The 26,871-nt window shown below is 59.4% G+C and carries 20 protein-coding genes; 6 read left to right on the top strand and 14 right to left on the bottom strand.

The genetic code is table 11. From position 1 onward, the window contains the following. Positions 1-40: 40 nt before the first annotated feature. From JW799_RS18450 to JW799_RS18410, 9 genes are all read right to left on the bottom strand, one after another. Complete coding sequence (locus JW799_RS18450; protein WP_205431073.1) at positions 41-1,663, bottom strand: response regulator; 1,623 nt, start codon at positions 1,661-1,663, stop codon at positions 41-43. Between the two features lie 3 nt (positions 1,664-1,666). Beyond that, positions 1,667-3,571 (bottom strand): cache domain-containing sensor histidine kinase, encoded by a 1,905-nt coding sequence (locus tag JW799_RS18445; RefSeq protein WP_205431071.1) that lies wholly within the window; start codon positions 3,569-3,571, stop codon positions 1,667-1,669. 157 nt (positions 3,572-3,728) lie between these two features. Further along, positions 3,729-5,432, bottom strand: a complete 1,704-nt coding sequence (gene nagZ / locus JW799_RS18440) for a beta-N-acetylhexosaminidase (protein WP_205431069.1) — start codon at positions 5,430-5,432, stop codon at positions 3,729-3,731. A 3-nt stretch (positions 5,433-5,435) separates the two neighbouring features. Then, positions 5,436-6,584: a helix-turn-helix transcriptional regulator gene (locus JW799_RS18435; protein WP_205431067.1), complete on the bottom strand. Its 1,149-nt coding sequence runs from the start codon at positions 6,582-6,584 to the stop codon at positions 5,436-5,438. Further along, positions 6,581-7,078, bottom strand: a complete 498-nt coding sequence (locus JW799_RS18430) for a response regulator (protein ID WP_205431065.1) — start codon at positions 7,076-7,078, stop codon at positions 6,581-6,583. The genes JW799_RS18435 and JW799_RS18430 overlap by 4 nt, the downstream gene beginning before the upstream one ends. Then, a complete protein-coding gene (locus tag JW799_RS18425; RefSeq protein ID WP_205431063.1) occupies positions 7,075-8,937 on the bottom strand; it encodes a cache domain-containing sensor histidine kinase in 1,863 nt (620 codons plus the stop codon). Before JW799_RS18425 ends, JW799_RS18430 begins: the two co-directional genes overlap by 4 nt. 270 nt (positions 8,938-9,207) lie before the next feature. Next, on the bottom strand, positions 9,208-9,735 hold the full coding sequence (gene mobB / locus JW799_RS18420; RefSeq protein WP_176220923.1) for a molybdopterin-guanine dinucleotide biosynthesis protein B: 528 nt from the start codon (positions 9,733-9,735) through the stop codon (positions 9,208-9,210). A 75-nt stretch (positions 9,736-9,810) separates the two neighbouring features. Further along, complete coding sequence (gene mobA / locus JW799_RS18415; protein WP_139787335.1) at positions 9,811-10,473, bottom strand: molybdenum cofactor guanylyltransferase; 663 nt, start codon at positions 10,471-10,473, stop codon at positions 9,811-9,813. Positions 10,474-10,670: 197 nt separating this feature from the next. Further along, positions 10,671-11,738 (bottom strand): branched-chain amino acid aminotransferase, encoded by a 1,068-nt coding sequence (locus tag JW799_RS18410; RefSeq protein WP_080840667.1) that lies wholly within the window; start codon positions 11,736-11,738, stop codon positions 10,671-10,673. 125 nt (positions 11,739-11,863) lie between these two features. On the opposite strand from JW799_RS18410, the gene JW799_RS18405 reads away from it, so the two are divergent. After that, positions 11,864-12,751 (top strand): LysR family transcriptional regulator, encoded by an 888-nt coding sequence (locus tag JW799_RS18405; protein WP_080840668.1) that lies wholly within the window; start codon positions 11,864-11,866, stop codon positions 12,749-12,751. Between the two features lie 312 nt (positions 12,752-13,063). Then, positions 13,064-14,518, top strand: a complete 1,455-nt coding sequence (locus JW799_RS18400) for a catalase (protein WP_080840669.1) — start codon at positions 13,064-13,066, stop codon at positions 14,516-14,518. A gap of 76 nt (positions 14,519-14,594) precedes the next feature. On the opposite strand, the gene JW799_RS18395 is transcribed toward JW799_RS18400, so the two are convergent. From JW799_RS18395 to hemE, 4 genes are all read right to left on the bottom strand, one after another. Continuing rightward, positions 14,595-15,101 carry a hypothetical protein gene (locus JW799_RS18395; RefSeq protein WP_176220924.1) on the bottom strand — a complete coding sequence of 169 codons (507 nt, stop codon included), beginning with the start codon at positions 15,099-15,101 and terminating at the stop codon, positions 14,595-14,597. A gap of 336 nt (positions 15,102-15,437) precedes the next feature. Beyond that, positions 15,438-16,916, bottom strand: coding sequence for a protoporphyrinogen oxidase (gene hemG / locus JW799_RS18390; protein WP_205431061.1), 1,479 nt, complete (start codon positions 16,914-16,916; stop codon positions 15,438-15,440). Positions 16,917-16,952: 36 nt separating this feature from the next. After that, positions 16,953-17,900: a ferrochelatase gene (gene hemH, locus JW799_RS18385; protein WP_205431049.1), complete on the bottom strand. Its 948-nt coding sequence runs from the start codon at positions 17,898-17,900 to the stop codon at positions 16,953-16,955. Next, a complete protein-coding gene (gene hemE / locus JW799_RS18380; protein ID WP_205431047.1) occupies positions 17,897-18,949 on the bottom strand; it encodes a uroporphyrinogen decarboxylase in 1,053 nt (350 codons plus the stop codon). Before hemE ends, hemH begins: the two co-directional genes overlap by 4 nt. A 186-nt stretch (positions 18,950-19,135) precedes the next feature. Here hemE and JW799_RS18375 point away from each other — a divergent pair, with 186 nt between their 5' ends. After that, a complete protein-coding gene (locus JW799_RS18375) occupies positions 19,136-20,353 on the top strand; it encodes an MFS transporter (RefSeq protein WP_080840674.1) in 1,218 nt (405 codons plus the stop codon). An 11-nt stretch (positions 20,354-20,364) separates the two neighbouring features. Here JW799_RS18375 and JW799_RS18370 read toward each other — a convergent pair whose 3' ends face one another. Further along, positions 20,365-21,054, bottom strand: a complete 690-nt coding sequence (locus JW799_RS18370; RefSeq protein WP_205431045.1) for an O-methyltransferase — start codon at positions 21,052-21,054, stop codon at positions 20,365-20,367. A gap of 178 nt (positions 21,055-21,232) precedes the next feature. Here JW799_RS18370 and JW799_RS18365 point away from each other — a divergent pair, with 178 nt between their 5' ends. The 3 genes from JW799_RS18365 (at position 21,233) to JW799_RS18355 (ending at position 26,252) form a co-directional block, all read left to right on the top strand. Beyond that, positions 21,233-23,239 carry an LTA synthase family protein gene (locus JW799_RS18365; protein ID WP_080840676.1) on the top strand — a complete coding sequence of 669 codons (2,007 nt, stop codon included), beginning with the start codon at positions 21,233-21,235 and terminating at the stop codon, positions 23,237-23,239. Positions 23,240-23,374: 135 nt separating this feature from the next. Beyond that, positions 23,375-24,763, top strand: a complete 1,389-nt coding sequence (locus tag JW799_RS18360; RefSeq protein ID WP_080840677.1) for an MBOAT family O-acyltransferase — start codon at positions 23,375-23,377, stop codon at positions 24,761-24,763. A gap of 19 nt (positions 24,764-24,782) precedes the next feature. After that, complete coding sequence (locus tag JW799_RS18355) at positions 24,783-26,252, top strand: copper amine oxidase N-terminal domain-containing protein (RefSeq protein ID WP_080840678.1); 1,470 nt, start codon at positions 24,783-24,785, stop codon at positions 26,250-26,252. Positions 26,253-26,871: the final 619 nt, after the last annotated feature.

The raw sequence follows: 26,871 nt of genomic DNA, 5'->3' as shown, positions 1-26,871 counted from the left end.
ACAGTAAATACATAGATACTTTTATCTATGCAATCTTGTATCAAGTTCTGTTTTTCCGGTATTCCGAAGGCGTGCATCCGTAGTAATCCTTGAACTTTTTCAAAAAATAGCTGACATTCTCGTAGCCGACCAGCGCGGAAATGTCGTTCACTTTAAGCTGTTCCTCGCTCAACAATCGGGCGGCGGCTTCCATGCGAACCTGGCTGACGTATTCGTTAAACGTCGTTCCCGCTTCGTTTTTGAACATTCTCGACAAATAGGCCGGGTTCAGATGGAACGTTTCCGCAACGCCGTACAAGGAAATTTCGCGTCCGTAATTCTTGTCGATATAGTGAATGATTTCGCCGACCGCCTTTTTCGCTCCGGTCTTCTGCGCCGAGCCCAGAAACGCCATGACGGCCTCCAGCATCGCCTCGAGCCCCTGCTTCATCTGATCGTACGATTGCAGCTCGGACCAGGCGATGCCCGCCTGCTCGGACGGCTGCAGCACCTGCTCCAAAACGGCGTTGTATTTCTTCAGCAGCTTGCGGACGCTGACCGTCAGCTCATGCATCGTATTGCGGATGCTGTCGGGATGGATCGTGACGCTCGCTTTCCATTCGTCGAAAAGCATGCCGACCTGATCGCGCACCTGGCGCCGATATCCGTTTTCCACGTAGTACAAAAGCGCTTTTTCCTTGTCGTCCGGATACATGTAATACTGGTTTCGGCTGCTGACCTCGTCGGTATGCACGATCCGGCCTTCGTGCACGATGCCGGCGTTGCGAACCGCCTCGGCCGCTTCCTCGTACGAATGGACCGCGTCGGCCGCATCGGTGAATTCCCTGCCGACTCCGGCGATCAGCCGAAGCCCGTTCAGCCTTTCGATTTTGTCCATGACCGAATGAATGCCCGCGTAAAGCTCGTTCAATTCCCGCTCGTCGTCCGCTTCGTCGAGCCCTTTGATCCAGACGAACTCGTTCTGCTGCCCGTATTTGCGGAAGACGACTCCGTCGCCAAGCGGCTGCAACAGCTCTTCCAGCAAGTTCAGCATGACGAAGCTGGTCAGTCCCGCATCGCTTTTATATTTCGTTCGCGCGATTTCCGCGAAGTTGTCCGCCTGCAAAACCAAAACCGCCATTTTCGGCCACAGCTCGGCCAGACCGGCTTTGGCCGCCGTTTGCCGAATTTGGGAGGCGTTTAAGCCCGGTTCGGTCGCCAGCCGCGTCAACAGCCGTTCCTTCGTCAGCGGTCCGCTTTCGTTGACTTTAATATGCAGCTCGATGAGGCTGTTTTCGCGCGTTTCGTCTTCTTTCAGCTTCGCGGCTGCCCGGAGCAGCGTGCGCTCCAGCTGATCCTCGTCGATCGGCTTCAATACGTAATCGAACGCCTGGTAGGTGACCGCTTTTTGCGCGTATTCGAATTCCGAATATCCGCTCAGCATCACGCAAAGGATATGCGGAAATTCCCGATGCACCCGCTCCAGCAGCTGAATGCCGTCCATGACGGGCATCCGGATGTCGGTAATGAGCAGATGGGGCGGATTTTCGCGAATCATTTCGAGCGCCGCCTGCCCGTTGCGCGCCTCCCCGGCAATTTCCATCCCGAGCTTCGCCCAGTCCATTTGTTCCCGAATGCTGATCCGGGTCCACTCCTCGTCGTCGACGATCAATACTCGCAGCATCGTTTACCCCTCGCTTGTCGTTCGGACCGGGATCCGGATGATGACCCGGGTCCATTCGTTTTTGGAACTGTCGATCGAAAGGCCGTAAGGCTCCCCGAACATCGTTTGAATTCGCTGATGAATGTTGCGCAAGCCCACGAAATTGTGGCTCCCTTTTGCCGAATCCGGCTTCGGGCTCCCGCCTCGCTCCGCCTGCTCCGGCGAACGGATCGACGCCATAAGCGCCACGACCTCTTCCTCCGTCATGCCGGCTCCGTTGTCGTAGATTTCAAACACGACTTCCTGCCCGGACCGCTTGCCCGAGACGCGAACGCGGCCGCCTTCTCCCTTCGCTTCGAGTCCGTGCGCGATCGCGTTCTCGACAAGCGGCTGCAAAATCAATTTGATCGTGTAGCACGAGTAAATATCTTCGTCGACATCCAGATCGAAATCGAAAAATCCTCTGAACCTCAGCTTCTGGATGTCCATATAGCAGGTGACGTTGTCGATCTCATCGCGGATCGGCACCGTCCGCTGCTGCAAATTGATGCCGTAGCGAAGCATTTTGGCCAAATTTTTGGAAACCGTCCCGATGTCCGGCACTTTGTGGAGCGCCGCCATGCCGCTGACGATTTGCAGCGTATTGTAAATAAAATGCGGATTGATCTGCGATTGCAGATAGTTGAATTCCGCGTTTTTGCGGGCGATCTCCTCCTCGTACTTTTCGACGATCAGACTTTTGATCGTATTGGTCATGCTGTTGAAGCTCAGCACGAGCTGGCCGAGCTCATCCCCCGAGGACGGCTGAAGCGCAACGTCGAAATTGCCCTGCTTCACGCGGGCCATCCCCTTTTTCAGCTCGAAAATCGGCTTGAAAATCCGATTGGCCAGCAGATAGGCGATCAAAATCGTCAGCAAAATCGCGATCAGCCCGATCAAAAGATGGATCAGCAGCAGCCGGTTGCCCGCCTTGTTCAGCTCCGAATAGGGAGTCAGCGTCAGCGATTTCCAGCCGGTCACTTCGATCGTGCTGTACGACAGCAAGTAACGGATCCCGTTCACTTCCGCCGTAAACGATCCGCTCGCCTGCCGGCTCATTCGCTCGATAATCGCGTCGTCCAGCCTGCCCCGGGGAAGATCGAGCGCATGCGAATAGACGGTCTCGCCCGTCTCGTCCAATAGCAAAATGCCGGTCGGCGGCCGGATGTCGGCCTTTTCGACGATATCGGTCAGCGCGTCTATGGACAAATCGATCAAAATGACGCCGTCGGGCACGTTGATATTGTCCTGTACGATCCCTTTGAGCACGCGGGAAAAAGAGATTACCTGCTTGTCGTACGTCAATTGAAACGGTTCGTGGGGCGGGGAGATGACCGTTCTTCCGCCGGCGGCGACCGTTTTGGCGTACCAGGATTCGACCGTCGGGTCGTACCCCCATTTGGCCGTGCCGTAGGCGGCGTAGGAAAACTGCTTCTCGGGGGACACGTAAATATAAATGCCGTTGAAGTCCTTGCGGAGGTAAAGCAGCCTTTCGTAAAACCGCTGCACGACCAGCTGCGCTTCATACTGCTCGGTTACGTTAGCGTAAGGCTCGGGGGAGAGCGCTTCCTTCATGCTCGTCTTCGAATCGTCGTCTTCGGCTTCGAGATAGATGGACATGATCATCCGGTCCACCTGGTCAAGGTTGTCCTCGAACCCGGTATTGATGTTGTTCACGAGACGCGTTGCCGTCTCGGCCGCCTGGCGTTCGAATATTTGCCGCGAATACAGATAGGAGGTGACGCTGGAGAAGCACAACACCGTAATGACAATGGCGATGATGCCGTAAAAAAATTTGGAAAACAGGCTCCATTCGGCAATTTTGCCCGTTAAGCCGGAAAACGCGATTCCGTTCGCGCCGGCGCCGCGCCGGCTCTTCGTTCTGGCCATGACAAAGCCCCCGGTGTCTGTACAAAGTAGCTTCAGTTTAGCAGAACCGGTTCCCGTTCGTAAAATAAAGAGCCCGCGGCTTCCCGTTCGGACGCGGGAGCGGCAGGCTTTTAACGCAGACTTTATGGCTTTAACACACCGGAAAACGCGATTTCCCTTAACCGCGTCTTCCGGCCGGATACGCTCCGACGGTTACCGGCAGGACGCCTCCGGCGGGCAGTCTCCCCGCGAGGACGCCCGCGAGCGCGGCCATCATCGCCGGTTTATTTTCGTAAGCGCAAATATAAAGAGGGGCGGCGGGCACGGCCGACAAATCGTAAGGCGTTCGGACGGCGGCAAGGACAAACGCGCTGTCCGGCCGTCCGCAAAGCTCGTTCGCGAGGGCGGCTTGCCCGGCGTGAAACGCCGCATCGTAGGACGCGAACACGACCGTTTCCGCCGTCTCCGCTTCCCGCAGGACGGCTTCCCGTTCCGCCGCCGTCGGGTCGAGGCCGATGCGCAGCTCGGCGACCGCGTACCCTTCCTCCCGGAGCGCGGCCCCCAGCGTCCGTTCCTGTTCGATCGCCTCGACCACCTCGGTTCCGACTCTCGCCTCCGCCCATACGGCCAGTACGCGCTTTTCGCGCGGGAGCGGCAGCAGCGCTTCTCCCTTCACGACCGTGACGGCCGCTTCGGAGAGCCTCGCGGCCGCGTCGTCCGCGGCCGTCCGGACGGGGATGCCGGACGCGGGCGGCGCCGATGACCGGGAAGCCGCGGCTTCTCCGGCGGATTCGGCGGCGCCCCGGGGTCGGCCGGCGGCATCGCGGCGGGCCTCGGACTCGGCTACCTTTTCCGCTTCGGCCCGCAGCAGCCCCCGCTTCTCCTTCAGCCGCCACACGCGGTCCACCGCCTCGTCGATTCGGGACAGCGGAATTTCGCCGGCGAGCACCGCTTCGTGCACCGCTTCGAGCGCCGCGATTTGCCGGTCCAGCCGATGGCTGACGAGCACCAGATCGGCGCCCCCCTTGACGGCTTCGACCGCTCCGCGCGCGACGCCGATCGTCCCCGCGATCGCGTTCATCTCCAGGCAGTCGGTCACGACGACGCCCCGGAACGCCAGCCGCTCGCGCAGCAGTCCCGTCAGAATGCGACGGGACAACGTCGCCGGCGTCCCGTCCGGCTCGTACGCCGGAAACACGACGTGCGCGGTCATGATCGCGTCGACCCCGGCGGCGATCGCCGCCCGGAACGGCAGCAGCTCGACCGCGTCCAGCCGGTCCCGTCCGTGCGGCACGACCGGCAGCTCGCGATGGGAATCCGCCGTCGTATCGCCGTGTCCGGGAAAATGCTTGGCCGCCGCCGCCACGCCGCCGTCCTGGTAGCCCCGCAGCGCTTGAACGCCGAGAGCGGCCACCGCTTCGGGATTTTCGCCGTAGGAGCGGACGCCGATCACCGGATTTTCCGGATTGTTGTTGACGTCCAGGCACGGCGCGAAATTCAGGTTGATTCCGATCGACCGAAGCTCCTGGCCCGCCAGAAACGCGGCTTCGTACGTCAGCTCCGGGTTGCCGGCCGCGCCGACAGCCATCGCGCCCGGCATGACGGCGACGCCTTCCTCCAGCCGCACGACCATTCCTCCTTCCTGGTCGATGGCCGTCAGCAGCGGGACCGACGACAAGCTTTGGAGCTGCGCCGACAATGCGGCGGCCTGTTTCGCATCCCGCAAATTGCGCCGAAAATAGACGACGCCCCCGATGCCGTACTCCCCGATCAGCCGCTCGATGCCCGCCGAGGGCGAAAGGCCGTCGAAGCCGCAGACGAACAGCTGTCCGATTTTCCATTTCAGATCAAGTTCCTGCCAGGCACGCTCCGTTTTCCCCATCCGTCACGTCTCCTTGTCGGTCCATCTAGGATTCGCGGCCATTATCGGCTCCCCTTGCTGCCGATGCGACCGCTCGCGGTATTCCGAGGGCAGCATCCCCGTGTATTTGCTGAACACGCGCGTGAAATAGCGCCGTTCCGCATATCCGACCATGAGCCCGACCGTCGTCACGTTTTTGTCGCTGAGCGCCAGCAGCGACTTGGCCATTTCCATCCGCTGGCGGGTGACGTACTCCACGAACGTCTCGCCGAAATGCTGTTTGAACAATAGGCTGAAATAGCTGCCGCTGATGCCCAAATATTCGGCGAGCTGGTCGATGCTCAGCTCCGACGAAAGGTTGCGCTCGATATAGTCTTTAGCGGACAGCATGAGCACGTCGCTCGTCTTTTTCTTCATCGCGCTGTCGATCGACTGGTCGATCAGGCGGTTGATGACCGCCAGCGTCTCGCGGATGCCCGGACTGCGGTCGATGCGGTTCCAGTAGTCGATCTCGTCCTCCCGCCCGATGACGTCCAGCGCCCGCATTTCCCGCAGCAGATGCAGGCATACATAGTGCAAAATCGGCTCTACCCGCTCGTACGACGCATCCGGCAGACGCTGGAAGCTGTCGTTCAGCTCCCGCAGCGCGGCTTCCGTTTTTCGCCGGTCGCATCGCTTCAGCCCGGTCACCATCTCCTCGATCCGATCCCACAGCCGCTGCGTCTCCTCCTGCCCCGCCCGCTTCGGCTCCGGCACGATGACCTCCGCTTCCGCCCCCGGAGTCAAATTCAGCGACCGCTGCAAATGCTTGTAGGTTTTGGCGAGGCGGTCCAGCGATACGGCCGCCGGATGCAGCGCAATGCGGATTTGGAGCTTCAAATAGCTGCCCACCTTTCGCCGCAAATCGTCGGCCCAAACGGCGCAATCGCTCCGGCTGAACGTGTCCGGCGGCATCCGCTCGATCAGCACGCACCATTCCCCGCCCCGCATCTGCAGCACCGAGTGCGGAACCTCGAGCCCGGCGAAATGCTCCTGCACGATGTTGTGCACGGCAAAATTCCACAGCTTGCGCTCCCTTTCGTCCCAGCGGTTTTCCTTGCGGGAGTAGTCGGCGACATCGATGAGCAGCATGGCGAAGGAAAGGTTTTCCCCCGACAGCTCGCTCAGCTTCAAAAACGGCTTGGCCGCCCTCCCCCGACGTCCATGAGCAAATCGTAGAGCACCTTTTCGTAGGCGAGCCTGAACACCTGCTTCCACTCCTGCTGGATCGTCTGCTGCTCGGCGCTGCGTTCGCGGATGCCTTCGGCCAGGCGGTGAATCGTGCGGGTCAACTCCTCGTAATCGATTGGCTTGAGCACGTAATCCCTGACCTCGTACCGAATGACCGACCGCACGTAGCTGAAATCCTGGTAGCCGGTCATCATGATCACCTCGGCCTCGGCGTCGAATTCCCGCAGCGCGCCCAAAAATTCGATGCCGTCCATGACGGGCATCCGGATGTCGCACAGCACCAGGTGCGGCCGATGCTCGCGCGCCAACTCCAGCGCGATTTGACCGTTTTTGGCGAGCCCCGCCACTTCCACGCCCAGCTCTTCCCAAGGCACGACCGCCTGAAGATTTTTCAGAATGTTGATTTCGTCGTCCGCCAGCAAAATCTTCAGCTTCATCCGCTCCACCCTTTCTCGGGGATGTCCGTTTCATTCGCCGACTTCGGGATCACGCATTTGATGATCGTTCCCATTCCTTCCGCGCTGCACAAAATCAATCCGAAGCCCGGCCCGTAATGGATTCTCAGCCGGTCGTTCACGTTGCCGACGCCAAGCCCTCTTCTTTCGCCGGTTTCGGCCGCCTCCTCGTACAGCGCTTCGAGCGTCGTCGCGCCGCCCGAGGCGAACAGCGCCATTTGCGGCTGCGGAATGCCGATTCCGTTGTCCTCCACGTAGAAGACGATGCAATCTCCCTCCTCCGCCGCGGAGACCCGGATTTTACCCAAGTAGTCGATGCCCTCGAAGCCGTGCTGGATGCTGTTTTCCACCAGCGGCTGAAGCGTCAGCTTCAAGATGCGGCAATGCAGCAGGCTTTCCGGCACGTCGATTTCGAACTCGAACAGCTCCTCGAACCGGAACTTCTGGATTTCCAAATAGCTGCGCAAATGCTCCAGCTCCTGATCGATGCGGATCTCTTCCTTTTGCTGAATGCTGATGCGGAAAATGTTCGCGAGCCGCTGCACCATTTTGCTGACTTTGCGCCCTTCGTTCCGGACGGCCAAAATATTGATCGACTCCAGCGCGTTAAACAGAAAATGCGGCTTGATCTGCGCCTGCAGCAGCATCATTTCCGCCTTGCGCTTGCGCCGCTGCTCGCGCACGACCTCGTCGAGCAGCTCCGACACGCGCGCGACGAGGCTGTTGAAGCCCTTGGCGAGAATAACCGTCTCGTCGTTGCCGGTCACCGGCACCCGCGTCGTCAGATCGCCGCGCTCGACGCGCCGCATCGCGCCGGCCACGCGAACGAAGGACAGCACGGTCCGCCGGACGAACATGAGGTTGAAAATCAGCGCGCAGGCGAGCGACGCGATCGTAATCCCGACGACCCAGCTCAGCACGCGGGTTTGATCTCCGGTCAAATAGTCCCAATCGGTCACCGTCACGAGCGTCCAGTCGCCGGTGCCCAGCCGCTTGATGTCCCCCAGATTGTGAACGGAAACGAGGCTCGTTTCGCCGAGGAAATCCATTTTCGAGCTTTCGTAGCTTTCGGTCAAATCGAGCCTGCCCGACGTGTCCGCATGCAGGTAAAAGTTCTCCCCCGCAAGCGTCTCCCCGCTGTCGTAAATGACGGTGCCGCCGCGCCCGACGAGCAGGTAACGCCGGTTTTCGTTGGCGCCGGTGTTGTAAAAATCGAAAAGGCGGTTCAGCTCGTTCATTTGAAACCGGATGACGAGAATGCCTTTGCTTTGCAGCGTATCGATGTCGAGCAGCACCCGGATTTGGGTGAACAGGTTGTTTTCCCCGGTCAAAAGCCGATCCTCGTAAGGCCCGATCCAGACAGGGGCGCCGTTTTTTTTGAGCACTTCCGCATATAGCGGGTTCGTTTGCAGCTTCTCGAGCGGCAGCGGCTCGTCGGGAATGAACCGGACGTTCACGACCTTGCCGTCGTTGCCGTACAGCGTGACGGACTTGATGCCCGGGTACGTCAGCAGCACGCGCTGGCTCAGCTTTTGCCGTTCGAGCATCTCCTGGATGTACGGATCCTCCCCCGAAGCGGCCTGCGCTCCGCCCATGCCGATCGACTGCTCGACGCTTTGCACGCTGTCTTTCGTCGTCACCCAAAAATCCGAAAAATAGTTCGCTTCCTTGATCATATTGTTGATGTTGCGTCCGATCGAGTTCATGGACAGCTCCAGCTGCTCCTCGTACTTCTCTCTCGTCACATGCTGAAACACGAGATAGGAGACGGTGCCGAGCACGAACAAGGGCACGATGATAAACACGAAAAATGCCGTAAATACGCGCCTTCCCAAACTCATCGCTTCGCGCCGTCCTTTCGATTGTTGGCTCAATCCGATTATAGCAGGGAGAACGCGATCGTAGTTTCATTATAGGCCGGCGTGGCGGACGGTTTAAGTCCTCATTCGTCCGATGGAGGGATAAAATCGTCTACTGCTGGGGGGGGCGTCTACGGCTTCCGGAACGAACAAGCCCAATCGGGACATTTCCATGCGTCCCCTGATTTCGGATCCGCCAGGTTCGGCATCTCTATCGCTCAGCTTCGCGTAATAATAAAGAACCGCGCTGGCTCATTCTCCGCGAATTCCGCTGCCGATAAGCCGCCGCGCGAAGGAAATCAAAGCCTGCCGATCGGCTCCTTCCGATCCGAACGCCGGGATGCCGAGCCCCGCGGCTTCGGCTTGCGCCCGGGGCGAGTCTTCCCGCAGCATGGCCGCGGCAACGCCCGGGAGGGACAGCAGCTCGCGATCCGCTTCGGAACGGAGGATGGCGATTTTCGGATAGGGGGCGGATTTGAAGCCTTCGGCCAGCAGCAAATCCAAGCCGTACGGCCTCATCCCGTCGATCAATTCGTCGAGCGTTCGGGGAACGCCGGCAAACCAGGCCGTCCTGGACGGAGATGCAATCGCCGTAACCGCCGCCCCCGCCTGCCGATGCCGCCAGCTGTCCGTGCCGGGCACGTCCGGCTCGAACGAATCGTGCTCGTCCCGCTTCAGCGTGCCGATTTTGAGCCCATCCCGAGCCAGCGCCGTCACCAGCTCGCAAACCAGCGTCGTTTTGCCCGCGTTTTTGAAGCCGACCACTTGCAGGATATTCACGTTGCTCTCCCCTTTCCCGGAGCGGCGCCGATTTTTAATGCCTCATAGCGTCTTCGCTAGCCGCCGACGGAACCGTTAGGCCTCCGTCGAGCCTGCCTCGCCCCGCAAAAGCCGGCCGTAATCGTCCGGCGTATCCACATCGAAGGCAAACGCGGCGGACGCGCCGGCGCGTTTGAATTCTTCCTCCGCGACGCCGGTCCAGGCGATGGCGTCCAGCAGCGCGCCGAGCCTTCGCTCGCCGCGGGACAGCAGCTCCGCGCACGCCGAAGCGAGCTCCGCCCGGTAAAGCGCGTGCAGCGGCTGCGCCCGGCCGCCGATGAGCGGGACGGCGGCGGCGCACGCCTCTTCCGTCAGCCGCTCCAGCAGCAATCGGGCCGCGGCGACGCTCGGCTGCGGCTGATCGCACGCCAGCGCCCAAACGTGCGGACGCGCCGCGGCTTTCAAGCCGGCGTGCAGCCCGGCGAGCGGCCCTTCGCCCGCGAAATCGTCCGGGACGAAGCGAATCTCGCGGCCAAGTCTCGCGAGTCCGTCGACCGCGCCGGCCAGCTCGGGCGACGCCGGGGCGACGATCACGAGCTCTTCCGCCCATTCGATCGCCGCACGGCATTGTTTTCGGATAAAAGGCTCGCCGTCAAACGCCAACAGCGCTTTGTTCCGCCCGCCCATCCGTCTTCCACGGCCGCCCGCCAAAATGACGGCCGTTACTCCGCTTTCGGTTATTCCGCTTCCACCCGCCACGCCGCACGCTCCATCCGCCGGCGAATTTTGTCGCCCGCTCCGAATTCATAGCCCCATTATACCGGCAAACGGCGGGAAGCGCAGCCTCTTGCCCCCAAGCGGAGGGGACGTTCATCTGGCGGCTTTGGGCAACGCCGAGGTTCCGCCTGTCGCGCCGCAACGGCAAGCCGCGCGCAAATCTCTTCTTGACAAAAGGCTTACAGCTCCATCGTCCAGCCGAACGGATCCGGCAACTCCCCGCGCTGAATGCCGGTAATTGTTTCATACAGTCTGCGGGTCAGCTCGCCCGTTTGCCCGTTTCCGATCCGCAGGTTCTCCCCCTGCCAATGCAGCTCGCCGACCGGGGATACGACCGCCGCCGTGCCCGTGCCGAACGCTTCGGCCAGCTTGCCGTCCGCGCCTGCTTGCGCCAGCTCGTCGATCGAAATTTGCCGTTCCTCGACGTCGACTCCCCAGCTCTGCAGCAGGCGGATGACGGAGTTTCGCGTCACGCCGTCCAGAATGCTGCCGTTAAGCGCCGGAGTCAGCACCTTGTCCCCCACTTTAAAAAACACGTTCATGCTGCCCACTTCTTCGATATACCGATGGTGAACGCCGTCCAGCCACAGCACCTGGGAAAAGCCTTCCTTCGCGGCATCCTGCTGGGCGAGCAGGCTTGCCGCGTAATTTCCCGCCGTTTTCGCCGCGCCCACGCCTCCGGGCACGGCCCGTACATAACGGGACTCCACGTATATTTTAACAGGATTTATTCCTTCCGCATAATAGGAACCGACCGCCGACAGGATGATCATGAACCGGTATTCGCTGGACGGCGCCACGCCGAGCGCGGCCTCCGTGGCGATGACGAACGGCCGGATATAAAGCGAGGTTCCCGGTTCGCCGGGAATCCAATCCCGGTCCGCCGCCACGAGCTGCTTGATCGCTTCCAGCGCCAGCTCCTCGTCGATCGGCGGAATGCTGAGACGGGCGTTGGAATCGTTCAGGCGTTCGATGTTGCGTTCCGGGCGGAACAGCAGCGTGCGGCCGTCCGAAGTTTGATACGCTTTCAACCCTTCGAACACCGTTTGCCCGTAATGAAAAACTTTGGCGGCCGGATCGAGCGTGATCGGCTGATAAGGCACGATGCGCGGCTCGTGCCACCCCTTGCCCGCGTTGTAGTTCATAATGAACATGTGGTCGGTAAAAACGCGGCCGAACCCGAGGCTTGCGGCCGGCGTTTTCGTTTTTTTGACGGTCGGATGGATCACGGGTATCGTTAGGCTCATGATTTTTTCGTCTCCTTGCGTTCGATGGCTTGTAGTTGAATGATACCAAGAGAGCTCGTATATTAGTAATATCGGATTTATCGGTCGGTCATACCGAAAAGGTATAACGGAAAGAAGGACTAGCCATGGACATCCGCCAGCTTCGTTATTTTTTGGCGATCGCCAGCGAAGGCCAAATTACGCGCGCCGCCAAACGTCTCCATATGGAGCAGCCACCGCTCAGCCGCCAATTGAAGCAAATGGAAGACGAGCTCGGCGTCGTCCTGTTCGACCGCAAAGGGAAGGAGCTTCGGTTGACGCATGCCGGAGAGCTTCTCCGCCAAAAGGCCGATAGCCTGCTTTTGCAATTTCACGAATCGATAAAAGAAGTCAAAGAGCTCGACGAAGGCATCCGGGGCATGCTGGCGATCGGGGCCGTCGTCTCCTGCACGGCTTTGCTCCCTCCGAAAATCAAGCGATTCCATGAACGGTATCCGTACGTTACGTTTAAAATTCGCGAAGGCGACCACTTTTTGCTGGGGGAACTGCTCAATCAGCGAAGCATCGAAGTCGTCGTCACCCGTCTGCCGTTCGAGTCCGTATCCGGGCCGCAGGCTTACGACGTCATGCAGCTGCCGTCCGATCCGTTCGTGGCCGTCGTTCCCCGGGCTTGGCTGGGACGTTTCGCGCCCGGCGCCGTCAGCGTGGCGGAGCTTGCGGATTATCCGTTTTTGACGCTGAAAACCGATAAAACGATCGGCATGCACGAACGCGTTCTCGACCAATTCCGCCAGTCCGGGGCCGAGCCGCCTATTTTATGCGAGTGCAGCAGCGTCGCCATCGCGCTCGCGCTCGTCTCCGCGGGCATCGGCCTTACGATTTTGCCCAAATCCGTCATGACCTCCTCCTCCCTTCCCGACATCGCCACGCTTCCGATCGCCGAAACGGGCTTCCAGTCGGAGGTCGGCATCGTCTGGCTGAAAGACAGGTACTTGTCCAAAAGCGCCCTCCATTTCATCGATACGTTCCGCTGACGATAATTTGCGTGAACTTGCGCGGATATGGCTTTTCCGGAAGGAAATCGGACGCGCTGCGGCGAATAGGATGAATACAATGTAACCGATTCCAATAAATTGTACTGTATGCGAATCGGCGAGACCCCGGCTAGGAACGTTGATAAGAAATTGAAAATTTTTGCGGTACTAGTAGATTAGAATTATTCTTATTATGAAGATATTATTAAGTGTATTGACGCCCCTTCCTTCTTCCCTTACATTAAGTCATACAAACGTTGCTCGCACCAGGCATGTTTATCCAATTTCATGATTCGAAGGGAGAACGAATGAATGAGCAGATTGACAACCAATCAAGGCGTCCCGATCGGCGACAATCAAAACTCCAAGACGGCCGGAACCCGCGGCCCCACCCTGCTGGAAGATTATCAACTGCTCGAAAAGCTCGCCCATTTCGACCGGGAACGGGTTCCCGAACGCGTCGTTCATGCGCGCGGAGCGGGGGCTCATGGCGTTTTTACGCTGAAAAACAGCATGAAGCGCTATACGAAAGCGGCTTTCCTGCAGGATCCGGATACCGAAACGCCGGTGTTCGTTCGTTTTTCGACGGTCATTCACGGCCAGCATTCGCCGGAAACGCTTCGCGATCCGCGGGGCTTTGCCGTAAAATTTTATACGACGGAAGGCAATTACGACTTTGTCGGCAACAACTTGCCCGTCTTCTTCATCCGGGACGCGATGAAGTTCCCCGATATGGTTCATTCCCTGAAGCCCGATCCGCGGAACAACCTCCAGCATCCCGACCGGTACTGGGATTTCATGTCGCTGACGCCGGAGTCGACGAACATGCTCGTGCATCTGTTCTCGGACGAAGGCATTCCGGCCAACTATCGCGAAATGCGCGGATCGAGCGTCCACGCGTTCAAATGGATCAACGCTTACGGCAACATGGTTTACGTGAAGCTTCGCTGGGTTCCGAAAGCGGGCATCCGGAATCTGTCCGCGGAGGAAGCATCGGAAATTCAGGCCCGCGATTTCAACCATGCGAGCCGCGATTTGTACGAAGCGATCGAGCGCGGGGATTATCCGGAATGGGATCTGTACGTCCAAATCCTCGATCCGGCGGACATCGACAACTTCGATTTCGATCCGCTGGATGCGACGAAGGATTGGTTCGAGGACGTCATTCCGCCTCAGCTCGTCGGCACGATGACGCTGAACCGCAACCCCGACAACGTATTCGCGGAAACCGAATCCGTCGGCTTCAACCCCGGGGTCGTCGTGCCCGGCATCGAACCGTCGGAAGACAAACTGCTTCAAGGCCGTCTGTTCTCCTATTCGGATACGCAGCGCTACCGCATCGGCACGAACTATTTGCAGCTGCCGATCAACTGCCCGTTCGCGCAAGTGAGCAACAATCAGCGCGACGGAGCGATGCCGTTCAAGCAGCAGGCCGAATCGATCAACTACGAGCCGAACCGGCATCAGCACACGCCGAAAGAAGATAAGTCGTTCCGGGAAGCGGGCGCTCCGGTCGGCGGCCAGGCCGCCCGCGCCAAAATCGAGAAGCCGAACGACTTCGGCCAAGCGGGCCAAGTGTACAATCGCTATTCCGACGAACAGAAAGCGGCCCTGGTCAAAAATCTGTCCAACGACCTGAAGCAGGTCGCGGAGCAAACGAAGCTCCTCGCGATTTGCAACTTCTACCGCGCGGACGCCGACCTCGGCCAACGGCTTGCCGACAGCCTGAACGTAGACGTAACCCCGTATTTGAAGCAAATGGTCTGATTCGATTTCATCAAAAAGCGAGAAGCCTCCGATTCCCGAATCAACGCGCGGGATCGGAGGTTTCTCGCTTTCTCGGCTAGGAGCGAATGAACTGCCGATAGGTGATCTTATGATTCGAGCCCAGCGGAATGAGCTCGTTCAAGTATTTGCCGATCAGCTCCTTTTCGATATCGGTAATCGTCGAAGCCGTCCGGACATCGAAATGAATCGTTCCGGTCGCGACCTCGTACCGGGTAAAATGCATGCTGCCGCCCGCCAGCATCCCGCTCAAAACGGCGGCGATCCGGTGCTGGTCCAGTTCCCGGTTCATCGCGGCCTGCACGACGATGTCCGGCAAATCGCCCGCGACGGGAACCCGGTCGTCCTGCACCATCGAATACGGTTTCACTTTGAAGCAAACGTACGGAAGCAAATGCGACGACGCAAAGCGCGCCAGCTCGGCTTCGTCTTTGGCCGGCAGCCGGAGCTGCTCGTTCCACGCGTAAATGACGGCGGCATGTTTGCCGTTCGAATGAATGCGCACGTATCTCAATTGCGGAAAATGCCGTTTCACGATCGACTCCGACAACAAACGCGTTCCCATCGCCATTCCCTCCCGAAATCATGAACTCGCATCCTTACGCGAAAAGGCCAATCTGCGCACGGCATACGGTGACGCATGGCGGCGTTCGGCGGCGAGGCCGGCATCGCCGAGCGCCAAGCGCGGCTCCGCGCTTGTCAGCGCTTACATTTTCGTTGTCAAGGCAATGTGCCGTTCAGGCTTACTTTCATTGTATTCGCGTATTGGAGCGATGATGAAACAATTCGGCGGGATTAGGCGTAAACCGCGGGCGTTTTCGCGCTGGTCGCTGGCGTTTTCGCGTTGGTTGCTGTCGTGTTTAGGAAAAGAGGAGGAAGCGGCGTTTTACATGAGTCGCGTTTACGCAAGCAGCCGCTCGGCCGCCGCTTTTCCTTGCTCGACGCAATCGGGCAGGCCGACCCCTTCGAACGGCGCTCCGGCGACGAGCACGCCGGGCAAACGCGCGTTCAGCTCGTCCCGCAGCGCGGCGATCCGTTCGAGATGGCCGACGGGATATTGCGGCATCGACCGGCGAAGCCGGGTAATTTCCACGAATAGCGGCTTCGCTTCCAGCCCCATCAAATCCCGCAAATCTCGCCGCACCGCGAGCGCCATTCGTTCGTCGTCAAGCTCGACCGCGTCTTCGTCTCCCGCCCGGCCGACATAACAGCGGATAAGCTTTTTCCCGCGGGGAGCGGTATGCAGCCATTTGGACGACGTCCACGTGCTGGCCGTGATGGTACGTCCCTCCGACTTCGGCACGAGAAAGCCGGAACCGTCCAGCTTGCGGCCGAATTCCCGGTCGTCGTAGGCGAGCACGACGTTGGCGACCGAAACGTAGTCCATCGTCGAAAGCGCCGAAACGTCGAGATGGGGCTCCAGAAGCCGCGCGTCGGCATACGCCGGCAGCGTGAGCAGCACGTCGTCGGCCTCATAGACGGTTCCGTCGGCCAGCCGAAGCCGGTAGCGCCCGCTGCTTCCGTCTTCGGCCGCACCCGCGGCTCCGGCTTTTTCGAGCGTTTCGACCTCGCCGCCGAGGCGAATTTCGCAGCCCATGTCGCGAAGGCGCCGCTCCAGCGTTTCGATCACGACCGACAAGCCGCTGCGAAACGTCAAAAAAGCCGTCGGCGGGATGCTCGCGCCGCCGACCGCGGCCGAGCGCAATTGCGCCGCTTTCGCTCCCGCCGCCGGGGCCGTGTTCCGCGCTTCGATCATGCCGCGAATCACGCTGCCGTAACGCCGTTCCATGTCCGCAAATTGCGGAAAGGTGGCGTACAGGCCGAGCTTGTACAGGTCGCCGGCGTGAATGCCCGCAAGCAGAGGCTCCGCGATCCGCTCCACCATTTCTTTGCCGAGACGCCGTTCCAGAAACGCGCCGACCGTCTCTTCCTTCTCTTCCGCAAGGCGGGGGAGCCTCAAATCGTCCAGGGCTCTCATTTTGCCGAACGGGGAAATGAGGCTGTTTCTCGCGAACGCCCCGAGATCGTTCGGAATGCCGAGATTCATGCCCTTCGGCATCGGATTCAGCTTGCCGTCCAGGGCGATATAAGTTTTAACCGCGGCAGGATTCGTTCCGACGAGCTCATCCAGCAAGTTCAGATCCCGGGCCAGATGCAGCATCGGAAGCTTCCGGCCCAGGAACGAATCGGGCCCGCGCTCGATGACGAAACCGTCCCGCCGCAGCGTGTTCACCTTGCCGCCGAGCCGGCCGGAGCCCTCGATCACGATCGCTTCGACCTTCTGCCCGCGCTCCCGCGCAAGCCGAAGCAAATAATAAGCGGCGCTAAGCCCGGTAAGTCCGCCGCCGATAACGGCGATCCTGCGCCCGTCCCGTCCCATGTCGCAAGCCCCCTAAATGTTCGTTCCCCTTGGCCGTTATCGGCCGTCTTCCAGCTCTTTCTCCGCCGCCGCCAACGAATCCGCGAGCGCCGACATGTACTGCGGATCGTCGTTCAGCATCTCGATTCTCTCAAGCCGCACTCCGCGCTCTTCGGCGTACCGGCTCGCCTCGATGTCGAGATCGTACAGCACCTCGAGATGATCCGAAACGAAGCCGACCGGAGCGACCAGAATCGACCGGACGCCTTCGCGCGCCAGCGAGTCCACCGTTTCGAGAATGTCCGGTCCGAGCCACGGCTCGCCGGTCTGGCCGGCGCTTTGCCACGTAAACTGCCAGCGTTCGACGCCGGCGGCCAACGCCACCGCGTGCGACGTTTCCAGCAGCAGCTCCGGATACGGATCGCCGGTTTGTTCGATGCGCTTCGGCAAGCTGTGGGCGCTGAACAGAACGATCGCGTCGCCGCGGGCGTCCCCGAACTTGTCCAGTCCCCGCCGGACCCTTTCCGCCAGGGCGGAAATCAATTCGGGGTGAAGATGATAGCTTTGCACGCCGGCGAAGCGGATGCCGTGCTTCGCGGCTTCCTCCTGCGCGCGTTTCAAATAGCCGCCGACGCTCATCGACGAATAATGCGGCGCCAGCACGATGCCGATCGCCTCGCGGATGCCGTCTCCGGCCATGGCCGCGATCCCGTCTTCGATAAACGGAGCGGCATGCTTCAGGCCCTGGTAGCAAACGTACCGGCCCGGTCCGGCCCTTTCGTCCAGCGTGCGCTGGAGCGCGGCCGCCTGGCGGTTTGTATTTTCGCGCAGCGGAAACACGCCGCCGACGATCGCCCGGTAGCGGGCGCTCAAATCCTCCAGTTGCTCCGCCGTCGGCGGATGACCTCTACGAATATGCGTATAATAGGCTTCGACGCTTTCCATATTTTCCGGCGTTCCGTACGACATGACGAGAACGCCGGTCGGCTTCGTTCCCAAGCTCATCGCGACACCCCCGGCTTCAGCCGTTGTTCCGAATATTCGTGCGCGTACTCCGTCAGCTCGCGCAGCTTGTCAAGGGAAGCGTCGGGAAACAACCCGTGCCCGAGGTTAAAAATAAATCCGGGCTCCTTCATCCCTTCGTCCAGCACTCGGCGGGCATGCTCGCGGATCACGCGCTGCGGAGCGGTGAGAACGTACGGATCGAGATTGCCTTGAACGGCAAACTTGCCGCCGGTCCGGCGGCGCCCTTCGGAGATCGGCACCCGCCAGTCGAGCCCGACGACGTCGGCTTCCAGGTTGGCGAGATGCGGAAGCAGCTCTCCGGAGCCGACGCCCGGGAAATAAATTTTCGGCACGTCCAGATCCGCGAGCCGGGCGAAAATCGATTCGACATGAGGCAGCACGAACTCCGCGAAATCGTGCGGAGCAAGCGAGCCCGCCCAGCTGTCGAACAACTGAACCGCCTTGGCGCCCGCGCGGACGTGCGCGCGCAAATATTCCGCCGCCATGTCGGACAGCTTGCCCATCAGCTTGTGCCAAACGGCGGGCTCTCCGTACATGAGCGCTTTCGTGTTCATATACGATTTGGAAGGCCGGCCTTCCACGATATAGCTGGCGAGCGTAAACGGCGCTCCTCCGAACGAAATGAGCGGCACGTCAAGCTCCGACGCCAAAATCCGGATCGTCTCCAGCACGTGCGGCAGATCGCCCTCCACGTCGATCGGCGAAAGCTTCTCCACGTCGGCCGCGTTGCGCACCGGATTGTGAATGACGGGACCGACGTCCTTGACGATATCGAAATCGATGCCGATCGAGGACACGGGATTCATAATATCGGAATATAAAATCGCGGCATCGACGCCCAGCTTTCGGACCGGCATCATCGTCACTTCCGCGGCCAGCTCGGGCTGGCGGCAAATTTCCAGCAAGGAATATTTCTCTTTGATTTTCCGGTATTCGGGGTCGTATCGCCCGGCCTGGCGCATATACCAGACAGGCACCCGGTCGACGGACTGCCTTCGGCACGCGCGCAAGAAACGGTCATTAAACATGGAGCAGCTTCCCCTTTTTTGTCGATGTAACGTTCTCAATGCTTCCATTATGCCCTTTTTGCAGCGCTGCCACAACATGGATGCCGGAGGGGAGTATGACAATGCTATGACAATCGGCGACAGTCCGTTTACCTGAATGTGATATACTGGAAGGATCGACAGACGAACGATGAGAAGGTGAACGAGTTGCAGCGATGGAAAATCAACCTGGGAGTACTGTGGTTCGGCAATTTTCTCGTCTTGGCGGGCATGACGATGATCACGCCGTTTCTGTCTCTTTATTTGCAGCAGGATTTGGGCGTAACGGGCGAACATCGCATCGGCGTGTGGGCCGGGCTGATATTCGCCGCGAACTTCGTTACGGCCTTCCTTTTTCAGCCGTTATGGGGCAAGCTGTCGGACCGGTACGGCCGCAAAATGATGCTGCTTCGCTCCGGATTCGGCATGTCGATCGTCATCGTGCTCATGGGATTTGCCACCTCTCCCTGGCATCTGCTTCTGCTTCGGGTCGCAAACGGCGTCATTTCGGGCTTTGTCCCGGCAGCCACGTCGCTCGTATCCGCGGGCACGCCGAAGGAGCGCATGGGCTTCGCCATGGGGATCCTGCAGTCCGGCGCCACGGCGGGCACAATTCTGGGGCCGCTGATCGGCGGGCTGATGGCGGATACGTTCGGCTTCCGGCCGATCTTTTACATTACGGGCTCGCTGATGTTCGCCGCTTCCCTGCTCTGCAGCTTCGTCGTCAAGGAAAATTTCGACCGCAAAGCCGCGGCGCTGCGGGCACAGGCCAGCCTGCTGAAAGGATTGCGCCGCCTGATGCGCGTTCCGCAAATGCCCGTGCTCCTGTCCATCACGTTTTTGATTCAATTCGCCATGCTCGCGCCGATGGCGCTCATTCCGCTTTATGTGCAGCATCTTCACGGCAGCGCGGAAAATTTGGCGTTTTTGTCCGGCTTCGTCGGCGCCGTCACCGGGTTGTCCAACATGGTATCCGCGCCGATTCTCGGAAGGATCAGCGACCGGGTCGGTTCCAAATGGATTTTGTTTTTTTCGCTCGTCGGCGCCGGCCTTCTGTTCATCCCGCAGGCGTTCGTCGGCAACGTGGGGCAGCTGCTCGTCACCCGCTTCCTGCTCGGCTGCTTCATGGGCGGCCTGATTCCGACCGTCAATGCGCTGATTCGCCGCTATGCTCCCGAAGGCCTGGACAGCCGGGCGTTCGGCTTCAACAGCAGCGCGCTGTCGCTCGGGAACATGATCGGTCCCGTCACCGGCGGGTTCCTGTCGGGCTTCATCGGGATCGAGGGGCTGTTCATCGTTTCGGGCTTCTTTCTGCTCGCGACTTCCGTTTGGACTTATGCCATGCTGGTCCGGCGCGATACCGGACCTTCCGCAGGCTCAGCCTAAAGGAAAAAGCGTCAGGCTCTTTTTACCGTCGCCAAAGCAAGCCCGTCGAACGAGGGCAAATGCGTGCCGATGAGCCGCTCGTCGCGGGCGATGATGCGGTTGAACTCGCGCACCGCCCTGACGGCCGGCCCCGTTTTGTCCGGGTTGAGCGTCCGGCCGCGCAGCAGCGTATTGTCCGCCGCGATCAACGCGCCGGGCCTGGCGAGACGAATCGCCCATTCGAGATAAAGCGGATAGTTCTCCTTGTCGGCATCGATAAAGAAAAAATCGAACGTCCGCCCTTCCGCGGCAAGCTTCTTCAGGCTTTCGGCCGCGCTGCCGACAAGCATTTCGACGCGATCGCCGAAGCCCGCGGCGGCAAGATTCGCTTGCGCCAGCTCCGCATACTCGGGCTTCAGCTCCAGCGAAGTAAGCTTGCCGCCCGGCGCAAGCCCCCTGGCGAGACAGACTCCGCTGTACCCGCCGAGCGCGCCGATTTCGAGCGCGGCTGCAGCTCCGATCGATGCCGCCAGCATCGTCAGCAGCCTTCCGTAAGCGGGCTCGACCGAAATTTCCGGCATCCCCCGCTCCCGAATCGTTTCCGCGATGCGCTCAAGCTCCGGGTCCTGCGGAAACAGAGATTCGAAATAAGCTTCCGGCTCGGCCGGAAGCGCGTCTTCATTCCTTTTATCCTTCACTTTGCGGATCTTCCTTCCCGTCATTCCTTTTTCCTTATTGTAACGGATCGCCGCCGGGGCGCAAACGCCGAGCCTATCATTGGATTTGTAACGTCCTTGCCGTTTCCGATATACTGAACTTTGGCATAAAGTTTACAGAACGATTACATTCCGATGACAAAACGACGCGATTGTTTCATAAGGAAAGGAAGCGATCCCATTGATGTCTCAACTGCAAACCGCGGCTCGAAGCGGTATCCGGCTTTCGCTGTACGGGCTCCGTCTTTGGCCGTATTGGGGAGCGATGCTGCTTATCGCTTCGATGCTGTATAAGCTGAATTGGCTGGACGGGCAGCTCGACGTCGGCGGCATGAACCACTGGAAGTGGACGGTCAACCTTGGCGCGATGGTGCTGGCGACGTTCTGGACCGTCTGGCTCGGGCGCCGCAGCCGGGCCGTCGCGCTCGCTCTCCTCGACCTCGTCTTTTCGGTCGTCATGCTGGCCGATCTCGTCTATTTTCGCTACTTTAAAGACTTCATTTCCGTTCCGGTGCTGCTTCAGGCCGGCCAGGTGAGCGCGCTCGAGGACAGTATCGGAAGCTTGCTCAAGCCGGGCGACTGGATTTTGCTTGCCGACATCCCGGTGGCGGTCGCGCTGGCCGTGTTCACCTGCTGGCGGCTGCGCCCGTCCCGGCTGGAGCGACTCGGCCGCGTGCCGAGACGCAGGACGATGCGCAGCGCTTTGCTTCGCTTCGCGCTCGGAGTCGCCCTGCTTGTCGCCGGCATCTATATGATCGCCGTCCCGGTCAATACGCAAAAGAACGGCTGGGCCAGCGGACTGTTCGTCGGCAATTGGTGGAACGTGCCGATCTACAACGTGACGGGGCTGTTCGGCTTTCACGGCTACGACGTGTACAGGTACGCGAACGAAAACTGGTTCGGCAGCGGGCCGAGCGAAGCCGAAATCGCGGAAGCGGAAGACTGGTTCGAAAACCGCGCGGAATTGCAAAAAGCGGTCGAAACCGACCCGCTGTTCGGCGCCTACAAGGGCAAAAACATCCTGATCGTCCAGGCCGAGGCGTTTCAGACGTTCGTGCTTGGCCAATCCGTGAACGGGGAAGAAGTAACGCCGAATTTGAACAAGCTGATCGGCGACAGCCTTTACTTTCCGAACTTTTACCATCAGACCGGACAAGGAAACACCTCCGACGCGGATTTTCTGACGAATTGCTCCCTGCATCCGGCGTCGACGGGTTCCGTGTTCGTTCGGTTTGCGAATCACGCTTTCGATTGCCTCCCTTCGATTTTGCACGAGGAAGGCTATGACGCGACCGTGCACCATGCGTACGACGGAAGCTTCTGGAACCGGAACAACATGTACCGCAACATGGAGTATGACGAATTTTACAGTCTTCAGGATTATGCGAACGACGAGCCGATCGGCTGGTCGATCGGGGATAAATCCTTTTTCCGGCAGACGATCGACCAGATCAAGCAGCGCGCCAGCTCCCCGTTTTATGCGATGACGATCATGATTTCCAGCCATCACCCCTACAACCTGCCGTCGTCGTCGGTCGATTTCGATGCGGGGCCGTTCGCCGGAACGACGTTCGGGGACTACCTCGAAGCCGCCCACTACGTCGACGAGGCGATGGGCGAGCTGGTGGAACGGCTGAAAACGGAAGGCTTGTGGGATGAAACCATACTTGTCTTTTACGGCGACCACGAAAGCTCGCTGAACGATACGGAAACGTTCGCGCGGTTTTTCGGGCGGGAAGTCGGCGACCTCGAAAAAGACGCCCTCCAGCGCAAAGTTCCGTTTTTCATTCATTTTCCGCATGACGCGCACGCGGGCGTAAACGAAAAGCCGGTCGGCCAGATCGACACGGCCCCGACGCTCCTGCACCTGCTCGGAATTCCCGTCTCCGACCTCAAGCTGATGGGCGTCAGCATGATCTCCGAGGCCGGGAAGCCGGTCGTTTTCCGCGACGGGGCCTTTGCGCAAGGCAACTTTTATTACGTGCCCTCGAACGACGGCATCATGGAAAACGGATTGTGCTACCAAACGGACAGCGGCGAGCGGACCGACATGTCGGCATGCCTCGCGGGCGCCGAAGCGGCCAAGCTCGAGCTGAAGGTGTCCGATCTCGTGATCGAGCACGATTTGGTGGAGACGCTGCGAGAGAACGGGAAGGCTGAAGAAGCGTCTGAAGGCGGATCCGAAGGCTGATTTGAAAACTTCAGGTAAAGTTAAGAAAATAAGCATGGACGTCCTTTCGAGTTTTGTTTACCATTAATGAGGGCAGTTCTGCAACTTCCGGCAGAACTCGACAAAAGGCGGTTTGCCGAGAGAAAGAGGGAAGACATGCTTTTTAATACCTATCAATTTATGTTCGTGTTTTGGCCGGTAACGGCCATCGTCTACTTTCTGTTCATCCGCTTCCGATGGACGAAGGCGGCGAAGGCTTGGCTCGCTCTCGCGTCCTTGTTTTTTTACGGGTACTGGGACATCGAATACGTCCCGCTGATTTTGGCCTCCATTTTGTTCAACTATTTGACCGGGCGCTGGATCGTCGCGGCCTCCGGCTCGTCGCTCGGCAAACGGAAGGCGATTTTAACCTTCGGCATCGTCGCCAATCTGGCTTTGCTGGGCTACTACAAGTACGCGAACTTTTTCCTGGAAAATCTGGGCGAACTGACGGGTCAATCGTACACGCTGCTGCAAATTATCCTGCCGCTCGGCATCAGCTTTTTTACGTTCACGCAAATTGCGTTTCTCGTCGACGCCTACCGCGGCAAAGTACGCGAAACGAACTTCGTCAGCTACGTGCTGTTCGTTACGTTTTTCCCTCATCTCATCGCCGGGCCCATTCTTCACCATGGCGAAATGATGCCCCAGTTCGACCGGCTGCGCAACAAAGTGTGGAACTGGTCGAACGCGGCGAAGGGCCTGTTTATTTTTTGCATCGGCTTGTTTAAAAAAGTCGTCATTGCCGACACGTTCGCCATTTATGCTAACGACGGCTTCAAGTCGGCTTCGGAATTTACCGATTCCTGGGTCGCCTCGCTTTCCTACACGCTGCAGCTTTATTTCGATTTCAGCGGCTACACGGATATGGCGATCGGGATTGCGCTGTTTTTCAACATTATTTTGCCGCAAAACTTCAACTCGCCTTATAAAGCGGTTTCCATCACCGACTTCTGGAGACGCTGGCATATGACGCTGAGCCGCTGGCTCCGCGATTACATCTACATTCCGCTCGGGGGCAACCGCAAAGGCTTCGCGCGTGCCAACGTCAACCTGATCATCGTCTTCCTGATCGGAGGCTTCTGGCACGGGGCGGGCTGGACCTTTATTTTGTGGGGCCTCCTGCACGGCGTCGGACAAGCGCTGCAGCGGATCTGGACGCGCCGGGGACATCCGCTGCCCAAATGGCTGGCGATTGCCGTTACGTTCCTGTTCATTAACTTCACCTGGGTTTTTTTCCGGGCGGAGGACATGGACCAGGCGTGGCGGATTTTGAAAGGCATGGTCGGCTTGAACGGTCTGGGCCTCGACCAGCTGACAAGCTTCGCTTTCCCGATTTTGCTGTTCGTCGTCTTTTTGCCGATCGTCTTTTTCGCCAAAAACTCCTCGGAACGGGCGGAGAGCTTCAAGCCGAGCGTCAAGGTCGCGCTCGCCATGGCGGTGCTGTTCATCGTTTCGCTGCTGTATTTGAACCGCATCAGCGAGTTCCTCTATTTTAATTTCTAAGAAAGGCGTGACCACTTCGATGACTTCCAATGCCTCATCCGCCCTGCACGGCAATCGAAGCGTCCCCAAGCGGGTCCGCGCCCGACGGTTTTGCCTTACGTTCGCCATGCTGGCCGTTGTCGTGGCCGCGGCGGTCGCCCTGCTTACCGCGTTTATCGACCCGCTGCAGTTTTATCATAAGGCAACCTGGTACAATGCCCGGTTTTCGACGGAAGAACGGTACCAAAATCCCGGGCTGGCCAAAAACTTCGATTACGACACGATCATTATCGGCACGTCGATGACGCAAAACTTCGTTCCTTCCGAAGTCGGCGAACTGCTGGGCGGAACCGCCATGAAGCTGTCGATGGAAGGCTCCATTTCGGAGGAGCATCATCTCGTCGCCAATCTTGCGCTGGGCACGGGCAAGGTGAAAAAAGTGCTGTGGGGCCTCGATTACTTCTCGCTTAAAAGCAAGTCGGCCGACAGCACGTATGAAATTCCCGAGTATATGTACGATAACAAGTGGTGGAACGATTATCCGTATTGGTTCAACTATACGGCGTACGAACAATTTTTCAAAAGCGTCGCGCTTCAATTGAAGGGGACGCCCAAGCAAAACCTTGATTACTTGAGCAACTGGAACTGGATGGTCACGTTCGGCAAGGAACGGGTGGCGAAAGCGTACGAGAAGGCAAATGCGGAAGAAGGATTTTTCGGTCTCGTCGAGGAAACGCCGGACGTGCTGAAGGCGAACTTCGAGCGCAATATTTTGTCGCTGATCAAGGAGCATCCGGACGTCGAATTTTATTTCTACTATCCGCCTTACAGCGTGCTTCGCCAGGTCGCCTGGTACAACACGAATCCGACGCGGTTCCAGTACCAGATCGAAATGCGCAAATGGATGTACGAGCAATTCGCGCAATATCCGAACGTCAAGCTGTACGATTTCCAAACGGCGGATTGGACGTACGACCTGGATCTGTACAAGGACTTGTCGCACCATCATATGGACGTCAACAAATGGATCGCGGAAGCGATCGCCAAGGACGATCCGGCCTACCGCGTAACGGACGGCAACGTGGACGCGTTGAACGACAAGCTCGTGTTCGAAGCCGAGGACGCCGTCTTGAACTCGGAGCATGACGTCGTTAATTTCTCGACGCTGTTGAACGGCGAGAAGCACGTCTTTACCGGCCGGGCGCTGCAGGAAGACGGCAAGGATTTGCGCGTGCCCGTCAAGCAGCTCGCGGCCGAGCTCGGCGCCGAGCTGACCTGGGATCAGGCGACGAAAACCGTCGTGCTGACCCGCGGCGACGCCGAGCTGAAGCTGACGATGGGCAGCACGGAAGCGACATCGTCCGGCCGGACGGCGACGCTCGATTACGCGCCGCAGCTCGTCGGCGGAACGGCGCTCGTGCCGCTCGGCTTCGTCGCCGAGCAGCTCGGGTACGAGGCCGAGCTGACCGAGCTTGAGGACGGCACGACGCAGCTCTCGATCGGCGAATAAGTTTCAATCGCCGCAAAGGCGGCGCGGGGACATGGAGCCCCCGCGCCGCCTTTTTGCATGGTGACTGCCATTCCCCTCGCCGCATACCGCCGTGTAGTCCGTTCAGTCCCCTTCTTGACCGTCCACCCCGCCTGGTAGCCGCCATGTAGTCCGTCCAGTCCCCTTCTTGACCGTCCACCCCGCCTGGGAGCCGCCATGTAGTCCGTCCAGTCCCCTTCTTGACCGTCCACCCCGCCTGGTAGCCGCCATGTAGTCCGTCCAGTCCCCTTCTTGACCGTCCACCCCGCCTGGGAGCCGCCATGTAGTCCGTCCAGTCCCCTTCTTGACCGTCCGCCCCGCATGGTGCCGCCATGTAGTCCGTCCAGTCCCCTTCTTGACCGCTAACCGGTGATTTGCATATAACGGGTCAAGATGATGAGTCGTCACGACTCAGCTGAATCGACAGCGGGCGGGCTAAAGCGGCAAGATGAGTCATTTTTACTCAAATGCGTGAGGGGGTATGCATTAGGCGGGTCAAGATGAGCCGCCACGACTCGACTGAATCGACGGCGCGCAGGCGAAGGGGGCGAGGTCGCCATGACCAATCGATTTGGTTTGCTTCCTCGCAAGCATCGGGACT

The organism is Cohnella algarum (assembly GCF_016937515.1).
Taxonomy (GTDB): Bacteria; Bacillota; Bacilli; order Paenibacillales; family Paenibacillaceae; genus Cohnella; species Cohnella algarum.
Note: the sequence above shows the minus strand (reverse complement) of the source record. Positions and strands in the feature narration are given on the sequence as shown.